The 22,015-nt window shown below is 62.2% G+C and carries 15 protein-coding genes; 9 read left to right on the forward strand and 6 right to left on the reverse strand.

The window, feature by feature from the left end:
• The first annotated feature begins 51 nt into the window (after nucleotides 1-51).
• Both ACB028_RS04405 and ACB028_RS04410 read left to right on the forward strand, forming a co-directional pair.
• Nucleotides 52-1,401 (forward strand): APC family permease, encoded by a 1,350-nt coding sequence (locus ACB028_RS04405; RefSeq protein WP_026457272.1) that lies wholly within the window; start codon nucleotides 52-54, stop codon nucleotides 1,399-1,401.
• A gap of 772 nt (nucleotides 1,402-2,173) precedes the next feature.
• A complete protein-coding gene (locus ACB028_RS04410) occupies nucleotides 2,174-3,523 on the forward strand; it encodes an APC family permease (protein WP_371143608.1) in 1,350 nt (449 codons plus the stop codon).
• 91 nt (nucleotides 3,524-3,614) lie between these two features.
• Here ACB028_RS04410 and ACB028_RS04415 read toward each other — a convergent pair whose 3' ends face one another.
• Complete coding sequence (locus ACB028_RS04415) at nucleotides 3,615-4,169, reverse strand: hypothetical protein (protein ID WP_371143609.1); 555 nt, start codon at nucleotides 4,167-4,169, stop codon at nucleotides 3,615-3,617.
• 207 nt (nucleotides 4,170-4,376) lie between these two features.
• The gene (locus ACB028_RS04420) at nucleotides 4,377-4,709 is read right to left on the reverse strand and encodes a hypothetical protein (RefSeq protein ID WP_124239869.1); all 333 of its coding nucleotides are present in this window, start codon (nucleotides 4,707-4,709) and stop codon (nucleotides 4,377-4,379) included.
• 290 nt (nucleotides 4,710-4,999) lie between these two features.
• Here ACB028_RS04420 and ACB028_RS04425 point away from each other — a divergent pair, with 290 nt between their 5' ends.
• Complete coding sequence (locus ACB028_RS04425) at nucleotides 5,000-6,148, forward strand: Na/Pi cotransporter family protein (protein WP_201940890.1); 1,149 nt, start codon at nucleotides 5,000-5,002, stop codon at nucleotides 6,146-6,148.
• A gap of 142 nt (nucleotides 6,149-6,290) precedes the next feature.
• Nucleotides 6,291-6,761 carry an FKBP-type peptidyl-prolyl cis-trans isomerase gene (locus ACB028_RS04430; protein ID WP_026456884.1) on the forward strand — a complete coding sequence of 157 codons (471 nt, stop codon included), beginning with the start codon at nucleotides 6,291-6,293 and terminating at the stop codon, nucleotides 6,759-6,761.
• A 198-nt stretch (nucleotides 6,762-6,959) separates the two neighbouring features.
• Here ACB028_RS04430 and ACB028_RS04435 read toward each other — a convergent pair whose 3' ends face one another.
• Both ACB028_RS04435 and rdgC read right to left on the reverse strand, forming a co-directional pair.
• Nucleotides 6,960-8,741, reverse strand: a complete 1,782-nt coding sequence (locus ACB028_RS04435; protein ID WP_201940889.1) for a gamma-glutamyltransferase family protein — start codon at nucleotides 8,739-8,741, stop codon at nucleotides 6,960-6,962.
• A 172-nt stretch (nucleotides 8,742-8,913) separates the two neighbouring features.
• Complete coding sequence (rdgC, locus tag ACB028_RS04440; protein ID WP_026456883.1) at nucleotides 8,914-9,825, reverse strand: recombination-associated protein RdgC; 912 nt, start codon at nucleotides 9,823-9,825, stop codon at nucleotides 8,914-8,916.
• A gap of 179 nt (nucleotides 9,826-10,004) precedes the next feature.
• Here rdgC and ACB028_RS04445 point away from each other — a divergent pair, with 179 nt between their 5' ends.
• The 3 genes from ACB028_RS04445 to ACB028_RS04455 all read left to right on the forward strand — a co-directional run bounded on the left by ACB028_RS04445 (nucleotide 10,005) and on the right by ACB028_RS04455 (nucleotide 15,512).
• On the forward strand, nucleotides 10,005-10,433 hold the full coding sequence (locus ACB028_RS04445) for a GNAT family N-acetyltransferase (RefSeq protein WP_026456882.1): 429 nt from the start codon (nucleotides 10,005-10,007) through the stop codon (nucleotides 10,431-10,433).
• 103 nt (nucleotides 10,434-10,536) lie between these two features.
• Nucleotides 10,537-11,763, forward strand: a complete 1,227-nt coding sequence (locus tag ACB028_RS04450; RefSeq protein ID WP_371143610.1) for an exonuclease SbcCD subunit D C-terminal domain-containing protein — start codon at nucleotides 10,537-10,539, stop codon at nucleotides 11,761-11,763.
• Nucleotides 11,760-15,512 carry an AAA family ATPase gene (locus tag ACB028_RS04455; RefSeq protein WP_371143611.1) on the forward strand — a complete coding sequence of 1,251 codons (3,753 nt, stop codon included), beginning with the start codon at nucleotides 11,760-11,762 and terminating at the stop codon, nucleotides 15,510-15,512. The genes ACB028_RS04450 and ACB028_RS04455 overlap by 4 nt, the downstream gene beginning before the upstream one ends.
• Nucleotides 15,513-15,592: 80 nt before the next feature.
• On the opposite strand, the gene ACB028_RS04460 is transcribed toward ACB028_RS04455, so the two are convergent.
• The gene (locus tag ACB028_RS04460; RefSeq protein WP_371143612.1) at nucleotides 15,593-16,357 is read right to left on the reverse strand and encodes a class III extradiol ring-cleavage dioxygenase; all 765 of its coding nucleotides are present in this window, start codon (nucleotides 16,355-16,357) and stop codon (nucleotides 15,593-15,595) included.
• A gap of 155 nt (nucleotides 16,358-16,512) precedes the next feature.
• Entirely contained in the window at nucleotides 16,513-16,782 is a 270-nt protein-coding gene (locus ACB028_RS04465) for a hypothetical protein (protein ID WP_371143613.1), read from the reverse strand.
• A gap of 307 nt (nucleotides 16,783-17,089) precedes the next feature.
• On the opposite strand from ACB028_RS04465, the gene pykF reads away from it, so the two are divergent.
• Nucleotides 17,090-18,502: a pyruvate kinase PykF gene (pykF, locus tag ACB028_RS04470; RefSeq protein WP_042027715.1), complete on the forward strand. Its 1,413-nt coding sequence runs from the start codon at nucleotides 17,090-17,092 to the stop codon at nucleotides 18,500-18,502.
• Between the two features lie 148 nt (nucleotides 18,503-18,650).
• Nucleotides 18,651-21,974 (forward strand): mechanosensitive channel MscK, encoded by a 3,324-nt coding sequence (gene mscK, locus ACB028_RS04475; RefSeq protein WP_371143614.1) that lies wholly within the window; start codon nucleotides 18,651-18,653, stop codon nucleotides 21,972-21,974.
• Nucleotides 21,975-22,015 lie beyond the last annotated feature (41 nt).

Below are 22,015 nucleotides of genomic sequence, written 5' to 3' on the forward strand. Positions count from 1 at the left end.
GGTTTCGTTGATGGACTGTGCCACCCCGGCACTGCGTGAGGAACAGGCATGATGACAACCCCGGCGGTTGGTCTGAAAAAGACCCTGAAACTCTGGCAGGTCGTGGTCATGGGCCTGGCTTACCTCACTCCCATGGCAGTGTTCGACACCTTCGGCATCGTCACCGAGATCACCGACGGCCATGTGCCGACGGCCTATCTGTTTGCCCTGATGGGCATGCTGTTCACCGCCCTGAGCTATGGCCATCTGGTACGCAAGTTCCCGTCGGCCGGTTCTGCCTATACCTATGCCCAGAAGGTGTTTCACCCCTATGTGGGCTTCATGGTGGGCTGGACCTCCCTGCTCGACTACATGTTCATGCCGATGATCAACATGCTGCTGGCCAAGATCTATCTGGAGGCCCTGTTCCCGAACGTGGAGCCCTGGACCTACATCTTCGGTCTGGCCGCCGTGATGACGGCCCTCAACCTGCGCGGCATCAAGCTGGTGGCCAACTTCAACAGCCTGATCGTCATGATGCAGTTCAGCATCATCGCCGTCTTCATCGGCCTCATCGCCTGGGGTGTCTACAACGGTGAAGGGTTGGGAACCGTGGCCAGCAGCCGTCCCTTCTTCTCCGAGCAGATGCACATCAACCCCCTGCTGACCGGCGCCTCCATCCTGTGTCTGTCGTTCCTGGGTTTTGATGCCATCAGCACCCTGTCGGAAGAGACCCCGGACGCGGATCGGGTGATCCCCCGCGCCATCGTGCTGACCGCGCTGATCGGCGGCGTGCTGTTCGTCACCACCTCCTACTTCCTGCAGCTGTTCTTCCCAGACATCTCCCGCTTCCAGCAACCGGATGCGGTCCTGCCCGAGATTGCCCTCTACGTGGGTGGCAAGCTGTTCCAGGCGGTGGTGCTGGTGTGCACGACAGTGGCGGTGCTGGCCTCGGGGCTGGCCTCCCACGCCGGCGTGTCGCGCCTGCTCTACGTGATGGGTCGGGATCGCGCCCTGCCTGCGCGCTTCTTCTCCTATATCCATCCGAAGTGGCAGACTCCGGCGCTCAACGTGCTGCTGGTGGGCACCCTGGCCCTCTCCGCTGTGTCGTTTGATCTGGAGATCGCCCTGGCCCTGATCAACTTCGGCGCCCTGGTGGCCTTCACCTTCGTCAACCTGGCGGTCATTGCCCACTTCTATGTGAAGCTCGGTCGCAACAAGACCCTGAAGGATCACCTGCTGTTCCTGGTGATGCCCCTGTGCGGCGCCGCCTGCATCGGGGTACTGTGGCTCAACCTCGAGCCCTCCTCCTTCGAGCTGGGGCTGATCTGGGCGGCGCTCGGTGCCCTCTACCTGTTCCTCCGTCTGGTGGTGTTCCGCATTCCGCTGCACACCGCCGACAAGGTCGAGGTGGCCCAGTAAGTCTGTGGGAGCATGAATGTACTGAATCAAAAGGAGCCTTTAGGCTCCTTTTTTCATGCCTGATTGAAAGCCTGATAAAAAATCCCTTTGTACTCAATTTCCTGGCTTGCCCCTCTTGCCCCCACCACCCATGACCAAAAACGGTGTTCACCCGGATAAAGTGACCATTTATTCGTGCCTCTCTCCGCCCTTGTGCTGGTCGTCAAAGCGGGGGCCATGCACCAGACAGATCTCCTTGCCACCCCACCTGAAGAGGCCACCCGGCCCGGGCGCCTCTTCCTGTACCAATGCGCCCTGCAGCGGCGAAATGGCGAGATTCCGTACTGGATGAGAGCGAGGCTCCCTCATCCAGCGTGACCTGAAAAACGGGGGAAGAAGTAACATGAGGGCAGTACGGGGAGAGTGATCGCTTACCTGTCAAAGCAGAGTGCAAAAAAATGCGATCCGGCGCCCATTATTGCTTGTCACGGGGGGGCCACAAATGCAAAATACGCGGCCAATTGAAGAGCCGATGTTCCTTGCGACATCGGTTCTTTCTTTTGGGCAGAACACCAAACCAACCACAGAGGCCGGAAACCTTCCGGAAGTGATACCGAGATTGCCAACAATCTCCCGACGTTAAGAGGAAAAAAATGGGGCGTTTCAATGCTTTCCTGCCGGCCAACACCGGTATGCGCCTCCCCGGCGCCCTTGATGTACAGGTCTGCGAATTTTTCGTCTCCCTGTGCGCGTTGCAAGCATGTGCTCCGGCACTGATTGAGGAGAAAGCGTAATGGCATCTCAAGGCGCCAAGCTGCTCAAGACCCTGACCCTGACTCAGGTTATCGTAATGGGTCTCGCCTATCTGACCCCCATGGCCGTATTCGACACCTTCGCCATCGTCGGTGACATCACCGAAGGCCGGGTCGCCACCGCCTACCTGCTGGCCCTCGGCGGCATACTGCTGACTGCCCTCAGCTATGGCCACCTGGTGCGCAAATTCCCCTCCGCGGGCTCTGCCTACACCTATGCCCAGAAGGTGTTCAACCCCTGCGTCGGTTTCATGGTCGGTTGGTCATCCCTGCTCGACTACATGTTCATGCCGATGATCAACATCCTGCTGGCCAAGATCTACCTGACCGCCATGTTCCCGGGTGTCGATCCCTGGATCTTCATCTTCGGCCTGGTGACCGTGATGACCTTCCTCAACCTGCGCGGCATCAACCTGGTGGCCAACTTCAACGGCGCCATCGTCTTTATCCAGCTCGCCATCATCGTCGTCTTCATTGGCCTGATGGGCTGGGGCCTCTACCATGGCGAGGGTGCCGCCACCCTGATGAGCAGCCGGCCGTTCCACTTCGAGAGCGCCAGCATGGTGCCGCTCTTTACCGGTGCGACCATCCTCTGCTTCTCCTTCCTCGGTTTTGACGGCCTGAGTTCCCTCAGTGAAGAGACCCCGAACGCCGGCAAGGTGATCCCCAAAGCGATCGTGCTGACCGCCCTCATCGGTGGCGTCATCTTCGTGGTGGTCTCCTACTGCCTGCAGCTCTACTTCCCGGATCTGGCCCGCTTCAAGGAGCCGGACGCCGTGCTGCCCGAGATCGCCCTCTACGTCGGCGGCACCCTGTTCCAGAGCATCGTCCTGGTCTGCACCACGGTCGCCGTACTGGCCTCCGGCATGGCGGCCCACGCCGGTGTCTCCCGCATCCTCTACGTGATGGGCCGCGATCGCATGATCCCGGAGCGGGTGTTTGGTTACATTCACCCCAAATACCGCACCCCGGCCATCAACGTGCTGCTGGTGGGCGCCCTGGCCCTCTCCGCGGTGTCGTTCGATCTGGACATGGCGCTGGCACTGGTGAACTTCGGTGCCCTGGTGGCCTTCACCTTCGTCAACCTGTCGGTCATCGGCCAGTTCTGGGTCCGCGAGAAACGCAACAAGAGCCTGAAAGATCACCTGATCTACCTGCTGCTGCCGCTGCTTGGCGCCGCCACCATCGGCGCCCTGTGGATCAACCTGGAGCAGAGCTCCCTCGAGCTGGGCCTGATCTGGGCTGGCCTCGGCGTCACCTACCTGTTCCTGCGTCTGGCGGTGTTCCGCATTCCGTTCCGCCAGTACGAAGAGGCGACCGACGCCCAGTAATGGCGTGGATACCGGATAGCAAAAGGGGAGCCACAGGCTCCCCTTTTTAATGCGCTGGCCAGGGTGACTGCGCTCCCCAGCCTCTTATCCGTCAGTATGTACCCGTGTGGCGCAGCACTGCCTTGCCCGCCGCCTTGAGCGGATCATCCACCACGTTATCGACCCGATCCTTGGCGTTGCGTGCCTTGTGGTAGGCCTCATCCACCCCGGTCGCCTCGGCCGCCTTGCGCCTGGCGTAATCCCCCGGGTTCTCTACCGCATTCTCGACCCGCTGCTTGGTGTTACGCGCCCTGTTGTAGGCTTCATCGACCCCGACCGCCTCGGCCGCCTTGCGCTTGGCGTAATCCCCCGGATTCTCTACCGCATTCTCGACCCGCTGCTTGGTGTTGCGCGCCTTGTTGTAGGCTTCATCGACCCCGGTCGCCTCGGCTGCCTTGCGCTTGGCGTAATCCCCCGGATTGTCTATCGCGTTCTCGACCCGCTGCTTGGTGCTGGCCGCCGAGCAGCGGCTGTTGACGCCGGTCGCGCTGTTGACCGCGGAACCTATCGCCACATCCTTGGCGCTGCAACCGGAGGAAAGAAGATTGGCCTGGGACGGCAGGGAGGCCAGCACCAGAGGCAGGAGGAGAAGGGACCAATGTTTCATGACAGACTCACCATAGCTAATAACATGACGCCGCAGTGTACCCTCCCAGGCCCAGCCTTGGCACCGAATAGCTCCTTTATGCTCTTTAGGCTCCTCTGAGCCCGCTTTCTCCGTCAGTTTTTAACGCGCCGATGACCTGCCAAACAAAAAGGGAGCCATTGGCCCCCTTTCTTGCGCTGCACGGCGTACCGCTGGCGGCTCCCAGCCTTAGCCCTTGTTGACCACGGCGGTGGCGGCCGACTTGACCGGATCCTTTACCACCTTCTTCACGTCCTTGCTGGTCTGCTTGATATCGTCGCGCGTCTCCTTGAGGCCATCTGTCTTGTTGTCGATCGCCTCGGCGGTGTTCTTCTTCACCTCTTTCACTTCTTTCTTGGCGTCCTTGGTCTTCTGCTCCACCAGCTTGTCGGTATCACAGCGTCCCTTGACCCCCAGGGTCGCGTTGAGGGCTTCGTTTTTGGCCGCTTTTTCGAGATTGCACTCGGCCTGCACGCCGGCAGACAGCAACCCCAAGGAAACACACAGTATCCATGCACGCATGACAGCACCACTCTCTTTGATTGAAGGAACAACAGCCAGCATATAACGCTGGCAGCCAAGCACAAGCACGAATACGAACGGAGCCCTTCATCATCATGCTCAGGAAAAGAAGTCGACAGTTTCTGACCGATTTCGCCAAAAAAGATCTCCCCGGACGGTCAACCAGCGTACGGGGTCATGTCATCAAACCATCATAAAAGTGTCACTTTGTCATATTTCTGTCATGGAGCCTTGCTTAAATGCGCCTGTCATCAACTACCCAAGACGGAACGACCGTCCCAAGAGGCTTTATGCAACACAATGACTCCTTGCCGCAGCAGACCGCGACCCGCGCCCTGTTCAACTGGATGAGTGTTATCGTACTGGTCTATCTGATCCTGGTCGCCGTTGGCGCCGTTTCTCATGGTTTCAAAGGCTTCTCCGGCGGTGCCGAGGGTGCCGCCCAGATCTTCGCGTTTGCCAACAACCCCTTCGTCGCCCTGCTGCTTGGCATTCTGGCCACTGCCCTGGTGCAATCCTCCAGCACAGTGACCTCCGTCATCGTCGGCCTGGTGGCCGGTGGCCTGCCCATCAGCATGGCCATTCCCATGGTCATGGGCGCCAACCTCGGCACCACCATCACCAACACCATCGTCTCCCTGGGTCATATCCGGGATCGGGCGGAATTTCGCCGCGCCTTCGCCGCCGCCACCGTCCATGACTTCTTCAATCTCATGGCCGTGGCCATCTTCCTGCCGCTGGAGCTGATGTTCGGCCTGCTGCAAAAGAGCGCCGAGACCCTGGCCACCTTCTTCACCGGTTCCACCGACATGTCGATGAAGGGGATGGATTTCATGAAGCCGCTGACCGCCCCGGCCCAGCAGCTGATCGACAGCGCCGTCGCCTTCCTGCCGGGCAAGGGTGCCTCCATCGCCACCATCATCATCGGCATCCTGCTGATCCTGGGCTGCGTGACCTATCTGGGCAAGGTATTGCAACAGGTACTGGTCGGCCGCGCCAAAGAGGTGCTGCACAAGGCGCTGGGTCGTGGCCCCATGAGCGGCATCGCCTCCGGTGCCCTGGTGACCATCATGGTGCAGTCCTCCTCCACCACCACCAGCCTGATGATCCCGCTGGCCGGCGGCGGCGTGTTCAGCACCCGTCAGCTCTATCCCTTCACCCTGGGCGCAAATATCGGTACCACCATCACGGCCCTGCTGGCTGCCACTGCCATCAGCGGCGCCGGTGCCCAGCTGGCCCTGACCATCGCCCTGGTTCACGTGCTGTTCAATGTCTTCGCCGTCATCTTCATCTACGGCATCCCGGCCCTGCGCGACCTGCCGGTGCGCGCCGCCGAGTGGCTGGCCCGGGTTGGCAGCGAGAACAAGCTGCTGGCACTGGGTTACGTGGCAGGCCTCTTCTTCGCCCTGCCCGCCCTGATGATGGTGGCCGCCAAGTAACGCTCATCATGAAGACGAGGGGGAGGAGCCTGGCTCCTCCCCCTTCTCATTTGCCTGTTCTGTCACATCCTGCCCCGCCCCGACTCGCCCTGACGCCCCGGCTGGGATAAGATGCCGCTCTCGTTCTCACAAGGGAAAATCGATGAAATTCATCCTGATCGCGCTGCTGGTTGCCGGTGTCGCCTACTACTTCTACACCAGCAGCAACAACAAGAAGCTGGCCGCGGAAAACGTGCGCATCGGCGCCGAGTTCCTGGCCGGCAACAAGGAAAACCCGCTGGTGACCACCACCGCCTCCGGTCTGCAGTATGAGGTGCTCACCAAGGGCAGCGGTACGGTTCACCCCACCGCCACCAGCAAGGTGAAGGTGCACTACGAGGGCAAACTGCTGGATGGCACCGTATTTGACAGCTCGGTAGCTCGTGGCGAACCCATCGAATTTGGCCTCAACCAGGTGATCCCGGGCTGGACCGAAGGGGTACAGCTGATGGTGGAAGGTGAGAAGACCCGCTTCTACATCCCCGCCAACCTGGCCTATGGCGATCGCGCGGCTGGCAAGATCCCGCCCGGCTCGGTACTCATTTTCGACGTGGAGCTGCTGGGCATCCAGTGACGCCTCCTCCAGGACCGATAACAAGCTGGCCCGTAGCAATCACATCACCGGCAAGATCCCACTGAGCAATTCTGTCCTGATCTTCGACGTGGAGCTGCCAGGCATCCAGTAACGCATTCTTCGAGCCAGTCATGCACCAACAACAAGGCCAGCATCATGCTGGCCTTGTTGTGATGGAACGGCTGCGACGGGAACACCTCACTCCCCCTTGGCGATCCCCTCGCGGCGCGGATCGGCGGCGCCAAACCATCCCTCTTTGTTGCGCTCTACCCCCTGCAGGCCTGAAGTCTGTTCATTGAGCACCACCTCGTGCCCCCTCGCCTTCAGCCCCTCAACCACGGCATCAGGGGTGCGTCCCGCCTCCAGCTCGGTAGGACCGTTGCGACTGCCGAAGTTGGGCAGATTGATCGCCTGCTGCAGATTGAGTCCCCAATCCTGGGTCCCCAGCAGCGTCTTGCCCACATAGTTGATGATGGCCGAACCACCCGGGGAGCCCAGACTCATCTCCAGCTCGCCGCTTGCCTTGTCAAACACCAGCAGAGGCGACATGGAGGAGCGCGGCCGCTTGCCGGGCTCCACCCGGTTGGCCACCGGCAGGCCGGCAGCATCCACCGAGGTGAAGGAGAAGTCGGTGAGCTGGTTGTTGAGCAGATAGCCGTTGACCATCTGGCGCGAGCCGAAGCCATCCTCGATGGAACTGGTCATAGAGATCGCCATGCCGCTCGGGTCGACGATGGAGATGTGGCTGGTCGACGGCAGCTCGGGGGTGGCATCGCGGCCCATGGCCAGCGCCTGCGGCGGCGTGCCCGGTTGAGCTATCCCCATGGAGCGCTCGCCGATAAGCCGCCCGCGCTCGGCCAGATAGCCTTTATCGAGCAGGCCGGCCAGCGGTACCGATACGAAACGGCTGTCGGCCACATACTGGTTGCGATCGGCGAAGGCGAGTCGCGCCGCCTCGCTGTAGAGATGGATGGCATCAGCCGAGGCGGCAAGCCCCCCTGCCGGGGTGGTGACGGGTGTGAGGGCCGCCATATTGCGACTCTCCAGCATGCCGAAGATCTGGCCAAGCGCGATGGTGCCCGACGAGGGGGTCGGGAAGCCGCACACCTTGCTCTGGCGATAGTCAAAGCAGAGGCCGTCACTCACCCGGGCCCGGTAGCTGGCCAGATCGGCGGCGCTGAGCACTCCGGGATTGGTGGCGTGACCGCGCACCTTGGCCACCATGGCATCGGCCAGCGGCCCCTGATAGAAGGCATCAGCCCCCTGATCTGCCAGCGTTTTCAGTACCTTGGCCAGCGCCGGGTTGGTCAGCCGTGTACCCGCTGGCTTGGGGCTGCCATCAGGCTGGTAGAAGTAGGCGCGCGCCTGTGGGTCTTTGGCGAGATAGGGATCTTTTGCCAGCTGGGTGACCAGGCGCGGGCTTATCACAAACCCCTGCTCCGCCAGGGTGATGGCCGGCGTGAACAGACTTGCCCAGGGCAGCTTGCCATAACGCTCGTGGGCCAGCGCCAGGGCGCGCACAGTGCCGGGCGCCCCGACTGAGCGACCACCCACCACGCCATCGTAAAAGGCCATCGGCTGGCCATCTTTCATGAACAGCTGATCCGTGGCGGCAGCGGGGGCCGTCTCCCGGCCATCCACCGCGCTGACCCGTTGGCCATCCCACACCAGCAGCAGGGAGCCGCCACCAATGCCGGAGGATTGCGGCTCCACCAGGGTCAATACCAATTGCACCGCGATGGCGGCGTCCACGGCGCTGCCACCCGCCTTGATGATCTGGTAGCCCGCATCCACCGCCAGCGGGTTGGCGGCAGCCACCATGAAGTCATGGCCCTGCCAACCCTGTTTCTCCTGCCAGCCGCTGGCCGCCTCCGGCGCGATCAGGGTCTGGGGTGGCGCAGCATAGTGAAAGCCCGGTTCGCTGGCGCAGCCGGCCAGCAGGGCAAGGGCGATGGCTAGCCCCAGGGGTTTGCGCAACATGACACTCTCCTTGTCTGTTTTATGACCATGAAGGACGACTATGTCACGATTGGCGCTGATGACTCAAGTTACCTAGCCAAATCAATATTTTACTCATTTATCAACAGATTGAGCCGACTCATGCGGCCATAAAAAAACCGCCCGTAGGCGGTTCTTGCTGACAAGGAGTGCATCATATGGACTGCTCTTCCCCGCCCATGGCGGCAAACAGCGCCGGGATGAACTGGGCCAGCTCGGCGGTCACCAGGGCGAAATCGGCGTCCAGACGGGCTGCCGGATCCTCGCTGGTGATGTCGTCATTCTGCTCGCGCAGCTCTTCGCTGAACTTGAGGCGCTTGATGGAGAGATCGTCCCCCAGCACGAAGCTGATGGTCTCGCCCCAGTTGAGGGCCAGCTTGGTCACCAGCTTGTCGTTGGCCAGGTGGTTCTTGATCTCGTCGGTCATCAGATCCTGCTGCTTGCAGCGGATGATGCCGCCGTGCTCCATGGCGCTGCGCAGCTCGGCTTCGTCCTCCAGGGTGAAGGAGGCCGGCAGATTGCCTTCGTTCAGCCATTCGGTCATGGTGATCTCGGGCGGGTTCTTCAGGGCCACCGGCACCACCGGCAGGGAACCGATGGACTTGCGCAAGAGAGCCAGCAGATCGTCCGCCTTCTTGGCGGAGCCCGCATCCACCACCATCAGGTTGTCGGCCGGATTGATCCAGGCAAAGGTCTGGCTGGTGCGGCTGAAGGCGCGCGGCAGCAGGGTGTGGAGGATCTCCTCCTTGAGCGCTTCCTTCTCTTTCTTCTTGAGGGCACGCCCCTGTTCGAACTCGATCGCCTCTACCTTCTCCGCCAGCATCTCCTTGACCACGGTACCCGGCAGCATCTTCTCCTCCTTGCGGGCACAGATGAGGATGTGACCGGAGGCGCTGTGGGTCAGGGTGGAACCGAATTTGCCAAGAGGCTTGACCCACCCGAAACGGGACATGTCCTGACTGCCGCACGGGGTGAAGGCGCAGGCCTCGAGCTGGGTCTCCAGCTGATCCACGGTCAGGTCAAAGGGGCGGGTAAAGCGATAAATCTGCAGGTTTTTAAACCACATGGCGTCCTCGGTCTCTAGATTGTCCGGCGGGCATTGTACTAGAGAGGCGCTTTGTGATCAGCCAATCATTCTCGCTAAATAAAGGACGATCGACGTCACAGGGAGTCATGTTCGCCCCCGACTCGATCGGCAAACTCCCCTAGACTGCGAATGTTTGAATTGTTAACAAGGATCAAAGCATGTTGCGGCCGAGTAGCCCGAAAGACATGGAAGAGATCGTCGAAATCTGGCTGCTGGCCTCCCTGCAGGCCCACGATTTCGTCGATGCCTCCTGCTGGTGGCAGGCCCAGGAGGAGTTACGTTCCCGCTATCTGGATCGTGCCCGCATCTGGGTGTTTGAGGAGCGCGGCGACTTGCTTGGCTTTATCGCGCTAGTGGATGACTACCTGGCGGCCCTGTTCGTACGCCCCGATCGGCAAGGACGCGGCGTGGGTCATGCCCTGTTGCAGGAGGCCAAACGCCAGGGGGCTTCGCTGTATGCCAGGGTGTTCGTGGAAAACGAGCCAGCGGTGCGCTTCTACCGCCGCCACGGCTTCATGATCGAGGGCGAGGAGTCCGATCCCTTTACCGGCCACCCGCAATACCGGATGCGCTGCATACCCGCCTGACGCCAAGCTGGCGGCCAGTTTCCCTTGAAAAAAGCGAGGGGGATCCTCATCTTGTCTCCATCGGGTGCCACTGGCACCGTCCCAGGATCCGGGTTGCTTTCTCATGAAAATCCTCCATACCGCCGACTGGCATCTTGGCCATCAACTCCATGGCCATGACCGCCGTTTTGAACACGATGCCTTCCTCGACTGGCTGACCGACACCCTCAAGGCACGCCAGATAGACGCCCTGCTGGTCGCAGGCGATCTGTTCGATACCGCCAATCCCCCCGCCAGCGCCTGGCAGCAGCTCTACCGCTTTCTGGCGCGGCTGCGGGCCGAAATGCCCAACCTCGACATGGTGCTGATCGGGGGCAACCACGACTCCCCTTCCAAGCTCGATGCCCCCCACGAACTGCTGCGGGCATTCGATCTGCATCTGGTGGGCAGCATCAGCCGGGACAAGGATGGCCAGCTTGAGACCGATCGCCTGCTGGTGCCGCTGCACGACAACGAAGGCAAGGTGGCCGCCTGGTGCGCCGCCGTGCCGTTTCTGCGCAGCAGCGATCTGCGGGTCGAACCGCTGGCCGAGGGGCAGGACAGGCTTATCGAGGGGGTGCGTCAGATTTATGCAGAAGTGCTCGCCGAGGGGCGCAAGCGCTGCAAGCAGGATCAGGCTCTGATCGCCATGGGCCATGCCTATCTGGCGGCGGGCCAGCTCTCGGAATTGTCGGAGCGACGTGTGCTTGGCGGCAACCAGCACGCCCTGCCCGCCGACATCTTCACCGGCGCCGACTACACGGCGCTGGGCCACCTGCATCTGGCCCAGCGCCTGGCTGAAGGCGTTCACTACAGCGGCTCGCCGCTGCCCCTGTCGCTGACCGAGACCGGCTACCGCCATCAGGTGCTTGAGGTGACACTGGAGGCCGGCCAGCTCGCAGCGGTAGAAGCCATCCCGGTGCCCCGCAGCGTCGAGATGATCCGCCTGCCACTGGGCTCCCTTGACGAGGCCCTGACCGCCATCGACGCGCTTGAGTTGCCGGATCGCCCGCAGGAGGCGCAACCCTTCCTTGAGGTGCGACTGCTGCTGCCCAAACCCGAGGCCCGTATCCGCGAGCGCATTCTGGCAGCGTTGGTGGGCAAGCCGGTGCGCCTCGCCCGTATCAACACCCAGTATCAGGGGTCGGGACAGGGGCTGGCCGATGGCCGTGAGCGGCGCAGGCTGGATGAACTCTCCCCCACCGAGGTGTTTCGTCTCTGTTATCAACGCCAGTTTGAAGGTGAGCCCGAGGTCGGGCTGGTTGCCTCGTTTGAAGAGATCCTGGAGCAGGTGAAGGAGGTCGGCGCATGAAAATTTTATCCCTGTCAGGTGAAAATCTGGCCAGTTTGACCGGCCCCTTCACCATCGACTTTACCAAAGGGGCCCTCGGCGCCACCGGACTGTTCGCCATCACGGGCAACACGGGGGCCGGCAAGAGCACCTTGCTCGACGCCATCTGTCTGGCGCTCTATGACGAGATGCCGCGCTTTGTCGCCAACCGCAAGAACGTAGCCGAGGTGGGCCGCGCGGACGACGAGGAGAAGCTCAAGGCCAACGACGTGCGCGGCATCCTCAGCCGCGGCCACGCCAGCGGCTTTGCCGAGGTGCAGTTTCGCGGCTGTGACGGCCGCACCTGGCTCGCCCGCTGGGCGGTGCGCCGGGCCCGTAACCGCGCCGAGGGGCGCTTTCAGGCCCAGGAGCGCAGCCTGACCAACGTCGAGTCGGGCCAGGTCTTCTCTGGCAGCAAGCGGGAATTGCAAGAGCGCATCGACGAGCTGGTGGGGCTCTCCTGGGAGCAGTTTCGCCGTGCGGTGATCCTGCCCCAGGGGGAGTTTGCCGCCTTCCTCAAATCCGATGCCAATGAGCGCTCCGCCCTGCTGGAGCGGATGACGGGCACCGAGCTCTACTCCGCCATCTCCATCCAGACCTATGAACGGGCGCGGGAAGAACAGCAGAAGCTCGCCGCCATCGCGCAGCGCCTCGGCGACGTGGCGCTGATGGACGAGGCGACCCGTGAAGCGTGGATCGCTCGCCAGCTCACCCTCTCCACCACCCTCAAGCACGAACAACAGCAGCGCCAGCTGATGCAGGATCTGCGGGAGCTGGATGGCCGCATCGCCGCCCAGTTGCAGGGGTGCCGCGAGGGGGAAGAGGCGCTGACCTCCGCCCAACAGGCTCACGATGCCGCAGCCCCCGAGCGGGAGGAGTTTGCCCGGGCCGAGCAGGCCCAGGTGGCCCGCGCCGATCACGATGAGCTGGCGCGCCTCACCCTGGAGGTGCAGCAGCAGGAGAAGGTGATCGCCGAGCTTGGGCCGGAGCTGGACCGCCTCGAGGAGCAGGCCAGACAAAATGCACTCCATGAGCAGCAGTTGCTGGCGGACAAGATTGCTGCCGAGCGCGAGTGGGGCGCCCTGCAACCCGAGCTCAAGCGAGCGCAGGAGCTCGACACCCGGCTGCTGGAAAAACAGCAGCAGTTGCAGAAGATCCAGCAGGAGGGAAGCCAGGAGCGCGAGGTGCTGCTCACCCTGGAGCAGAGCTGGCAGGAGCTGAGCCAACAGGTAACCGCCCTCAAGAGCCAGTATCAGCAGTGGAGCGTCTGGCTCGAGGAGCACAGGGAACTGGCTCCCCAGGCTCGCCAGTGGCAACCCCTGCTCACCGCGATGCAGGATTGGGCCGAGGATGCCGACAAGCTGCAGCAATTGCTGACCCTGCGCGAGCACAAGGTGCATGCGCTGCAGCAGTTGCAACACCAGCTGGAGCAAGGCCGGCAGGAGCGTGACTACTGGCGCCGCGAGCAGGAACGGCTGCAAAAATTGCAGGACGATCTGCAGGAGGAGCAGTGGGAGAGCCGCCTTGCCAAGGCGCAGGAGCAGTGGCAACAGCAGACAGAACAGCTGGGCCAGCTGCGCCAACTGCTTGATCTCGCCAACTATGGCCGCAACCACGGCGAGCAGCACGATCGCCTGCAACAAGAGATAGCCCAGCTGGAACAAGCTCTGACCCGGCTCGCCAGCCAGGGCCAGGAGCTGGCCCCCGCCCTGGAGCGGCTGGCGGTGCAACGGGACGAGGCGCGCCACGCCCTGGAGCAGGCCCGCGCCGTGGCGAGCTTCGAGCAGTATCGCCACGTGCTGAGCGATGGCACCCCCTGCCCCCTTTGCGGCGCCGAGGAGCACCCCTACAGCCAGAGTCAGCCCCAGGTGGCAAGCATCCTGGGTCAGCTGGCGGAGCGAGCTCGCAGCCTGGAGCTGGAGTGGGAGCGGCTCAACCATCAATACATTCAGTGCGAGAGCGAGCGTCAGGAGCTGGCCCGCCAGCTGACTGTGCGCCAGCAACACTTGCCGGAGCTGGCGGCGAGATCCGAGCAGCTGACCCAGCACTGGCAACAGCTCGGTGGGGAGGCGCAGCTCGGCCACCCCTTGCCGCTGCGCCAGAGCCCGGCCGAATGGGAGCACCTGCTGGACACCCTACTCGGTCGTGGCCAGGCGCTGGAACAGGGGCTGGCCCAGAGCCAGCAGACCCTGCGTCAGGCCCAGCAGGGGCAGCAGCAGTTGCAGGGCATCCGCCAGCAACTCAGCCAGCTGGCCACCCGCCATCAACAATTTGATCAGCAGTGGCAGGAGGCCGACCGCCAGCGCATCGCCTGGGAAGGGGAAGTGAAGGCGATGGGCGAGCAGGAGAGCACCCTGCGCCAGCGCCTCGAACAGGGGGCCAACCGGCTCGACGAGCAGATGGGCGGCCAACCCTGGCGCCAGTGGCTCGGCAGTCAGCAGTGGCGCGAGTGGCAGCAGACCTGCGAGGCCTATCTGCACGGCCAGAGCGAGTGGGAGCGATTGGCCGGCGAGATTGCCAGCCTGACCCCGACCCTGAGTGCCCAGGAGGCCCGCCTGCAGACCCAGCGCGAGCGGCTGCACAAGCTGGAGCGTGACTATAAGGAGCACGAACAGCAGCGTCAGGGATTGCTGGCGAGCCGTGCGGCCTGTCTGGAAGGTGAAGGGATCCCCCAGGTCGAGGCTCGCTGGCAGACGCGGTTGCAGCTGGCCGCCAGCCAGCTCGACGAAGCAGCCGGTGCCGGGCGCACCCTGCGGGAGCGACTGACCGAGCTCAAGACCCGCCTTGCCCATGTGGAGCAGGAAAAGCAGGTAAGCAGCCGCCGCAAACGCGAGGTACTTGGTCGCTGGGCCGCTCACGCCACTACTCTCGGCATCGCCGAATATGATCTGCGCCGTCTGCTGGCTATCGGCCAGGAGGAACTCAAGGCCCGCCGCGCCGCCCTGCAGTCACTGGACGATGCCCTGGCCGAGGCCCGTACCCGCCTCACCGAACGGCAACGAGCGCTGGCACAGGAGCAGAGCAAGCGGGAGCGTTATCAGGAACATCACCCCGAGCTGGCCGCCCTCTCCGAGCAGGCGCTCGGCGAGCGGCTGGCAGCGCTGGAGAACCAGTGTCGCACCCTCGACGAGCAGCTGTTCGAGTGCCGCAGCACCCTGGCCCAGGCGGAGGCCGCCGCCCTCAAGGCGGGCAGCCTGCAAGAGGAGTTGGCGAGCCAGCAGGCGGTGGCAGATCACTGGCAGCAACTGTGCGATCTCATCGGCCAGGCCAACGGTGCCAAGTTCCGCACCTTCGCCCAGAGCCTCACGCTTGAGCGCCTCCTGCTGGAGGCCAACGCCCAGCTCGGCGAGCTGTCACCCCGCTACCGGCTGGAGCGGGTGCCCGGCACCGATCTGGCGCTCCAGGTGGTGGATCTCGACATGGGGGACGAGGTGCGCTCGGTGGACTCCCTCTCCGGTGGCGAGAGCTTCCTGGTGTCGCTGGCCCTGGCGCTGGCCCTCTCCAGCCTGTCGTCGCGCCAGACCCAAGTCGAGTCGCTCTTCATCGACGAGGGGTTCGGCACCCTGGATCCGGACAGCCTGGATCTGGCGCTGGCCAGCCTCGACTCGCTGCAGGCCGCCGGTCGCCAGATCGGGGTCATCTCCCATGTACAGACCCTGGTGGAGCGGATCGGGGTGCAGGTGAGAGTCGAGGCTCTCGGCGGCGGCGAAAGCCGGGTAATCGTGCCCTGACTGGCGCCGCATGCTCCCATCGGCAGCGGGATTGCATAGCAAATGGCGGGGCCTTGTCGTTCATGCCCACAGCGAGCGCCTTAATTGAAGCGGTAAGCCCCCATATAGAGACTGCCCAGATCCCAGCTTTCGTGCAGCCGGACAGGGCTCTCCCCCCTGGCGGCCCCCAGCGCCACAAACAGGGGGCGCAGGTGATCGTCGTGGGGATGGGACTCCACCGCCCCGGGGGCCAGCCGGCGATAGTCGAGCAGTGCCTGCTTGTCCCCTTGCGCCATCATCTGCTCGAGCCAGCGGACAAACTCCCGGGCCCAGGGGGCCGTGGGGGAGTTATCCGGTCCGAGCGCCCTCAGGTTGTGGGTGATGGCGCCGGAGGCAAGGATGCCTATCCCCTGCTCGCGCAGCCGGCCCAGCGCTTCCCCGAGCTGCCACAGCTGCGCCGGGGTGAAGTTCACGGGGATGGATATCTGCACCAACGGGATCTCGCTGTCCGGGTCGATCAGCGACATGGGTGACCAGACCCCGTGGTCCAGCTCCCGCCGCACGGCACTGGCCTGCCATCCGGCCACCGCCAGCTCATCCCCCACGGCCTGCTGCAGCCAGGCCGGGCTGCTGGCGGGCCAGCGCATATGGTAGAGCGGCTCGGGGAAGCCGTAGAAATCGTACATCAGGGCCGGAGCCGGCTCGACGTTGAGCTCCAGCTCGCGGCTGAACCAGTGGGCGGAGATGACCACCAGCCCCTTGAGCTCCCCCAGTCGCAGGGTGCTCAGGAAACGGGTGGCGGGGCGATCCCGCAGCACCAGATCCGGGGCGCCGTGGGAGATAAACCAGACAGGGGCAAGGGACATGACAGTCACTCCAACAAGGTATCGGGTGGCGCCATTCACAAGGAATAACGCCGTTGGAGTACATTATCTGCCCACGCTTTCAGGTTAACAATCAGGTGAAATGGATAAGCACTGTTTACCAATTATTGATAATCAATGAGAGCTAAAACCGTGCTTCACTCTTGCCGATCTGCGGGCAAGGGAGCATTTCGTTTATCGGTACCAGCGTCCCTCTCCCCCACAACCAGGAGACGACTGGCCAGCCTGGTGGCCACTTGCTGATCCTGCCATTCCCGCCAGCCCAGTGTCAGCGCACTTTCGTGCCGTGGCACTCCGCTTAGCCAGCCCTCATTGCCTGGCCAAAAGCGCGTTGGCAGCGCCTGCATCACCAGCAGGCTGGCCCCCAGCAGAAACAGCCCGGGCCCCGCCCATCCACTGTTTTTCATCCCGAAACCCTTCAGATGCCGACGAATGGACTAACATTCTTGCCCATGCGGGTGACAGGACGGTGACACTGAGCAAGTTGTCATTTTACAACATTTGCTCCCGAATCGGCCGCCAAGACACAGATGGAAACACTTGTCCCCTGTCAGCTCAGACCAGTAGGTGTATACCCTGAAAAGTGACAATCAGGAAAACGTTATCCCTGAAAAGAAAACGTTATCTGGTCAAAACGTTGTTTCTGGATCATAAAAAGAATCCAAAAACTGGTGTATATTGCTCGGCGGAAACTCCTTAACCATGAAGACTGACATGAAAAAGACCAAAATCGTCTGCACCATCGGTCCCAAGACCGAATCCAAAGAAATGCTGGCCAAGATGCTGGATGCCGGCATGAACGTCATGCGCCTGAACTTCTCCCACGGTGACTACGAAGAGCACGGTACCCGTATCAGCAACCTGCGTGCCGTGATGGCCGAAACCGGCAAGCAAGCCGCCATCCTGCTGGACACCAAGGGTCCGGAAATCCGCACCATGAAGCTGGAAGGTGGCAACGATGTCGCCCTGGTCGCCGGCCAGACCTTCACCTTCACCACCGACCAGACCGTGGTTGGCAACAAGGACAAGGTCGCCGTGACCTATCCGGGTTTCGCCAACGACCTGCGCGTCGGCAACCGCATCCTGGTTGACGACGGCCTGATCGGTCTGGACGTCATCGAAATCACCGAGCGCGAAGTTGTCTGTAAAGTGCTGAACAACGGTGACCTGGGCGAGAACAAGGGTGTCAACCTGCCGGGCGTCTCCATCAAGCTGCCGGCACTGGCCGAGAAAGACAAGCGCGACCTGATCTTCGGTTGCGAGCAGGGCGTTGATTTCGTTGCTGCTTCTTTCATCCGCAAGAAAGAAGACGTACTGGAAATCCGTGAGCACCTGAAGGCCCACGGTGGCGAGAACATCCAGATCATCTCCAAGATCGAAAACCAGGAAGGCCTGGACAACTTCGACGACATCCTGGCTGTTTCCGACGGCATCATGGTTGCTCGTGGCGACATGGGGGTAGAGATCCCGGTTGAAGAGGTGATCTTCGCCCAGAAGATGATCATCGCCAAGTGCAACAAGGCCCGCAAAGTGGTTATCACTGCGACCCAGATGCTGGACTCCATGATCAAGAACCCGCGTCCGACCCGCGCCGAAGCCGGCGACGTGGCCAACGCCATCCTGGACGGTACCGATGCGGTCATGCTGTCCGGTGAGTCCGCCAAGGGTAAATACCCGCTGGAAGCCGTGACCATCATGGCCACCATCTGCGAGCGCACCGATGCCGTGATGCCGTCCAACCTGTCTGCGTCCAACGACAGCAACAAGCTGCGCATCACCGAAGCCGTGTGCAAGGGCGCGGTAGAGACCACCGAGAAGCTGGATGCCCCGCTGATCGTGGTTGCCACCGAAGGCGGCAAATCCGCCAAGGCCATCCGCAAGTACTTCCCGAAAGCCTGGATCCTGGCCATCACCACCAACAAGAAGACTGCTGCCCAGCTGGTACTGACCAAGGGTGTCATGACTCACGTGGTTGACAGCATCGCCTCTACCGACGATTTCTATCGCATCGGTAAAGAAGTGGCGCTGGAGAGCGGCATGGGTCAGAAGGGTGACGTGGTTGTCATGGTTTCCGGTGCTCTGGTACCGAGCGGCACCACCAACACCGCTTCTGTTCACGTACTGTAATCCGTACCGAACTGCTGAAAACGGCGCCTGCGGGCGCCGTTTTTTTTATCTCTCCCCCTGCTTCCCTGACAAACCCGATGATAGAATCCACGCGGTTTTAATTTAAGCGGGATATCCCCCGTACATCGAGTAATAACCCGGAAGTTTTATGCTCTCAATACGATTGAAAAGAGCCTCGGCCACCCTGCTGCCGCTGCTCTGTCTACTCGCCAGCCTCTGCACTGCGCAGGCCATGGCACAAGAGGTTCCCCAGCGCGCCAGCGTCCAGCGTGCCCTGGACAGCCTGGGTAAATCCGAGACCCTCACCGTCTCGCAACAAGCCGATCAGAAATTTCTGACCGACACCCTCAGCCTGCTCGACAGCATCGACAAGGAAGAGGCGAAGGCCAAGGCCCAGGCTCAGCGGATCCGGGCACTTCCGGCCGAGATCCGCGACATCGGCGCCAAACTCAACGCCCTGAACGAGGGCAAGAGTGCGGAGCAGATCAAGAGCGAATACGCCAGCATGAGCCTGAACGAGCTGGAGAGCCGCCAGCCCGATGTGCTGGCGAACATGCAAAACGCCCAGGAAGCCCTCGGTGCCATCGCCAGCCAGCTCACCAACCTGCAGACCCTGCCGGAGCGCGCCCAGACCAGTATGAGCCGGGTCTACCTGCGCAGCCAGGAGATCCGCAGCCGCCTCAATACCGGCGAGGGTGTCAGCAGTGCCGAGAAGATGAAACTCAATACCGAGCTGGCACTGCTCGAGTTGCAGCTGGCCAATCTGCAGAAGGAGCTGGACAACCGTACCAGCATGCAGGATCTCGCGATAAAACAGCGCGACTACCAGAGCGCCCGTCTCGCCAGCGAAGAGCAAAAGCTGCAACTACTGCAGGAGCAGAGCAGCGCCAAGCGCCTGGGTGACACCGAGAAAACCGCCGAGCAGACCGGCGAGCTGGTGGCCACCGAAGACAGTCCGCTGGTGCAAAGAGAGCAGGAGATCAACCACCAGCTCAGCCAGCAGCTGATCAGCGCCACTACCAACCTCAACTCGCTGGTGCAGAAGAATCTGCAGGCCAAGAGCTGGCTGGAGCGCGGCACCCAGACCGAACGCAACCTCAATGAACAGGTACAGATGCTCAAGGGCAATCTGCTGCTCTCGCGCATTCTCTATCAGCTCTACCAGCAGCTGGAGGCGGCACCGACCGTCGCCGTCAAGAACCTGGAAGAGCAGATTGCCGACCTGCATCTGGCCCAGTTCGAGCTGAGCCAGCAACGCGACCAGCTGTTCCAGAAGAACCAGTATCTGGACAACCTCATCGCCCAGAGCCCTGATCCCGTCACTGCCGAAGACAGGACCAGCCTTTCCAAGCTGCTCGATACCCGCATCAATCTGCTGGATCAGCTCAACCGCCAGCTCGACAGCCAGCTCACCAATGCCATCAGCCTGCAGCTGACCCAGCAGCAGCTGAGCCGGGTCTATGCCTCGGTCGAGTTTACCCTGCAGCAACATATCTTCTGGGTAAGCAGCAACAAGCCCATCGACGGCAAGTGGTTCATCAGCTGGCCAGCCCAGGCCTTCAAGCAGGCCTCCGACTGGGTGCTGAAACCTGACTGGAAGGGTTGGGGTGAAATGGTACTGCCCATTTCGCTGCTCTCCCTTCCCCTGATGCTGGTCGCCGGTCTGCTGATCTGGAAGCGCCCGACCCTGATCGAGCGCCAGAAGAAGATCGCCAAGGATCTCGGCCGCTTCCGCCAGGACAGCCAGTGGCATACCCCGGCGGCACTCTTATATACCGTGCTGGAGCGCCTGCCGGGCAGCCTGTTCATCCTCGCCATCGGCCTGCTGCTGACCTACTGTGGTCTGCTCACGCCCAAGCTTATCTTCCAGATCACCCTGAACCTCGCACTGGGTTATCTGGTGTTCAGCGTCTACCTCTCCGTGATGCGTCCGGGCGGCATCGCCGAAAGCCACTTCCGCATACCGAAAGCCGAGCTGCAGGCCAAGCGCAACAGCATGCACTATCTGTGGCTGCCGCTGCTGCCCCTCATCATGCTGTCGACCAAGGCGGTAGTTGAACCCTCCACCCTTGGCAACGACGTGATCGGCCAGGCGCTCACTCTGGCGCTACTGGGCCTGACCGCCTATCTGGTCTTCCCCATCTCCCGCGCCCGCATGAAGGGCGAGACGAGCATGCAGAAGTCCATCGTCGCCATGGCCCTGGCGCTGGCCCCCGTGGCCCTGATCATACTGGTCGGTCTGGGCTACTACTACACGGCATTGAAGCTGACCGGCCGCCTGATCGAATCCTTCTACATGCTGATCCTCTGGAGCCTGGTCTATCGCACCGCCCTGCGTGGCCTCGAGCTGGCGGCTCGCCGCCTGGCCTACCGCCGTGCCGTGGCCAAGCGGGAGCACAAGGCCCAGGAGGATGCGGAAGGGGGAGAATCCATTGAAGAGCAGCCCATGGATCTGGAAGAGGTCAGCCAGCAGTCCCTGCGTCTGACTCGCACCGTGCTGCTGCTGATCTTTGGCGTCGCCTTCTACTGGCTCTGGTCCGATCTGGTGGCAGTCTTCGCCTACCTCGACAGCATGGTGCTGTGGCATCGCAGTGAAGGGACTGGCGCCAATGCCGTGCTCTTCCCCATAAGCCTGAGCGACGTGCTGATCGGTTTCCTCCTGCTGGGGGGCGCCTGGTCGCTGGCCCGCAACCTGCCGGGTCTGCTGGAGGTGCTGGTGCTCTCCAAGCTGAACCTGGCCCAGGGCACCGCCTACGCCATCACCACCATGCTCAACTATGTGCTGATCGGGGTCGGCTCGCTGACCGCCCTCTCCATGATGGGCGTCCAGTGGGACAAGCTGCAGTGGGTAGCGGGTGGCCTGTCAGTCGGTATCGGTTTTGGCATGAAGGAGATCCTCTCCAACTTCGTCTCCGGCATCATCATCCTGTTCGAGCGCCCGGTGCGGATCGGTGACACCGTCACCATCGGCAGCTTCTCCGGCACCGTCTCCAGGATCCGCATTCGTGCTACCACCCTGACCGACTTCGACCGCAAGGAAGTTATCATCCCCAACCAGCAGTTAATGACCGAACGGCTGATCAACTGGTCCCTGAGCGACACCATTACCCGCGTCATCGTACGGGTCGGGGTGGCCTATGGCTCCGATCTCGAGCTGACCCGTACCCTGCTGATGCAGGCGGCCATGGAGAACAGCCGGGTGCTCAAGGATCCGGAACCCATCGTCTTCTTCCTCACCTTTGGCGCCAGCACTCTGGATCACGAGCTGCGCTTCTTCGTGAGCGAACTGGGGGATCGCAACCCGGCCATTGACGAGCTGAACCGCAAGATCGATGCCCTGTTCCGCGAAAACGGCATCGAGATCGCCTTCAACCAGATGGATGTCTACATCAAGAACATGCAGGGAGAGGAGCAGAAGCTGGAATCCCACTCCAGCCTGCCGCCTACAGAGCCCGGCCAGCAGCCAACCTGATAATTCTTGCCGGCCATCCGATGACAAAAGCCGCTCACCCT

The organism is Aeromonas sp. S9(2024) (assembly GCF_041403185.1).
Taxonomy (GTDB): domain Bacteria; phylum Pseudomonadota; class Gammaproteobacteria; order Enterobacterales; family Aeromonadaceae; genus Aeromonas; species Aeromonas enteropelogenes.

Excerpts from the sequence above, each read along its gene's own strand:
- mscK (WP_371143614.1), top strand. The coding sequence starts at position 18,651 with ATGCTCTCAATACGATTGAAAAGAGCCTCGGCCACCCTGCTGCCGCTG.
- ACB028_RS04425 (WP_201940890.1), top strand. The coding sequence starts at position 5,000 with ATGCAACACAATGACTCCTTGCCGCAGCAGACCGCGACCCGCGCCCTG.
- ACB028_RS04405 (WP_026457272.1), top strand. The coding sequence starts at position 52 with ATGACAACCCCGGCGGTTGGTCTGAAAAAGACCCTGAAACTCTGGCAG.
- ACB028_RS04435 (WP_201940889.1), bottom strand. The coding sequence starts at position 8,741 with ATGTTGCGCAAACCCCTGGGGCTAGCCATCGCCCTTGCCCTGCTGGCC.
- ACB028_RS04460 (WP_371143612.1), bottom strand. The coding sequence starts at position 16,357 with ATGTCCCTTGCCCCTGTCTGGTTTATCTCCCACGGCGCCCCGGATCTG.
- ACB028_RS04455 (WP_371143611.1), top strand. The coding sequence starts at position 11,760 with ATGAAAATTTTATCCCTGTCAGGTGAAAATCTGGCCAGTTTGACCGGC.
- pykF (WP_042027715.1), top strand. The coding sequence starts at position 17,090 with ATGAAAAAGACCAAAATCGTCTGCACCATCGGTCCCAAGACCGAATCC.
- ACB028_RS04430 (WP_026456884.1), top strand. The coding sequence starts at position 6,291 with ATGAAATTCATCCTGATCGCGCTGCTGGTTGCCGGTGTCGCCTACTAC.
- rdgC (WP_026456883.1), bottom strand. The coding sequence starts at position 9,825 with ATGTGGTTTAAAAACCTGCAGATTTATCGCTTTACCCGCCCCTTTGAC.
- ACB028_RS04410 (WP_371143608.1), top strand. The coding sequence starts at position 2,174 with ATGGCATCTCAAGGCGCCAAGCTGCTCAAGACCCTGACCCTGACTCAG.
- ACB028_RS04445 (WP_026456882.1), top strand. The coding sequence starts at position 10,005 with ATGTTGCGGCCGAGTAGCCCGAAAGACATGGAAGAGATCGTCGAAATC.
- ACB028_RS04465 (WP_371143613.1), bottom strand. The coding sequence starts at position 16,782 with ATGAAAAACAGTGGATGGGCGGGGCCCGGGCTGTTTCTGCTGGGGGCC.
- ACB028_RS04415 (WP_371143609.1), bottom strand. The coding sequence starts at position 4,169 with ATGAAACATTGGTCCCTTCTCCTCCTGCCTCTGGTGCTGGCCTCCCTG.
- ACB028_RS04450 (WP_371143610.1), top strand. The coding sequence starts at position 10,537 with ATGAAAATCCTCCATACCGCCGACTGGCATCTTGGCCATCAACTCCAT.
- ACB028_RS04420 (WP_124239869.1), bottom strand. The coding sequence starts at position 4,709 with ATGCGTGCATGGATACTGTGTGTTTCCTTGGGGTTGCTGTCTGCCGGC.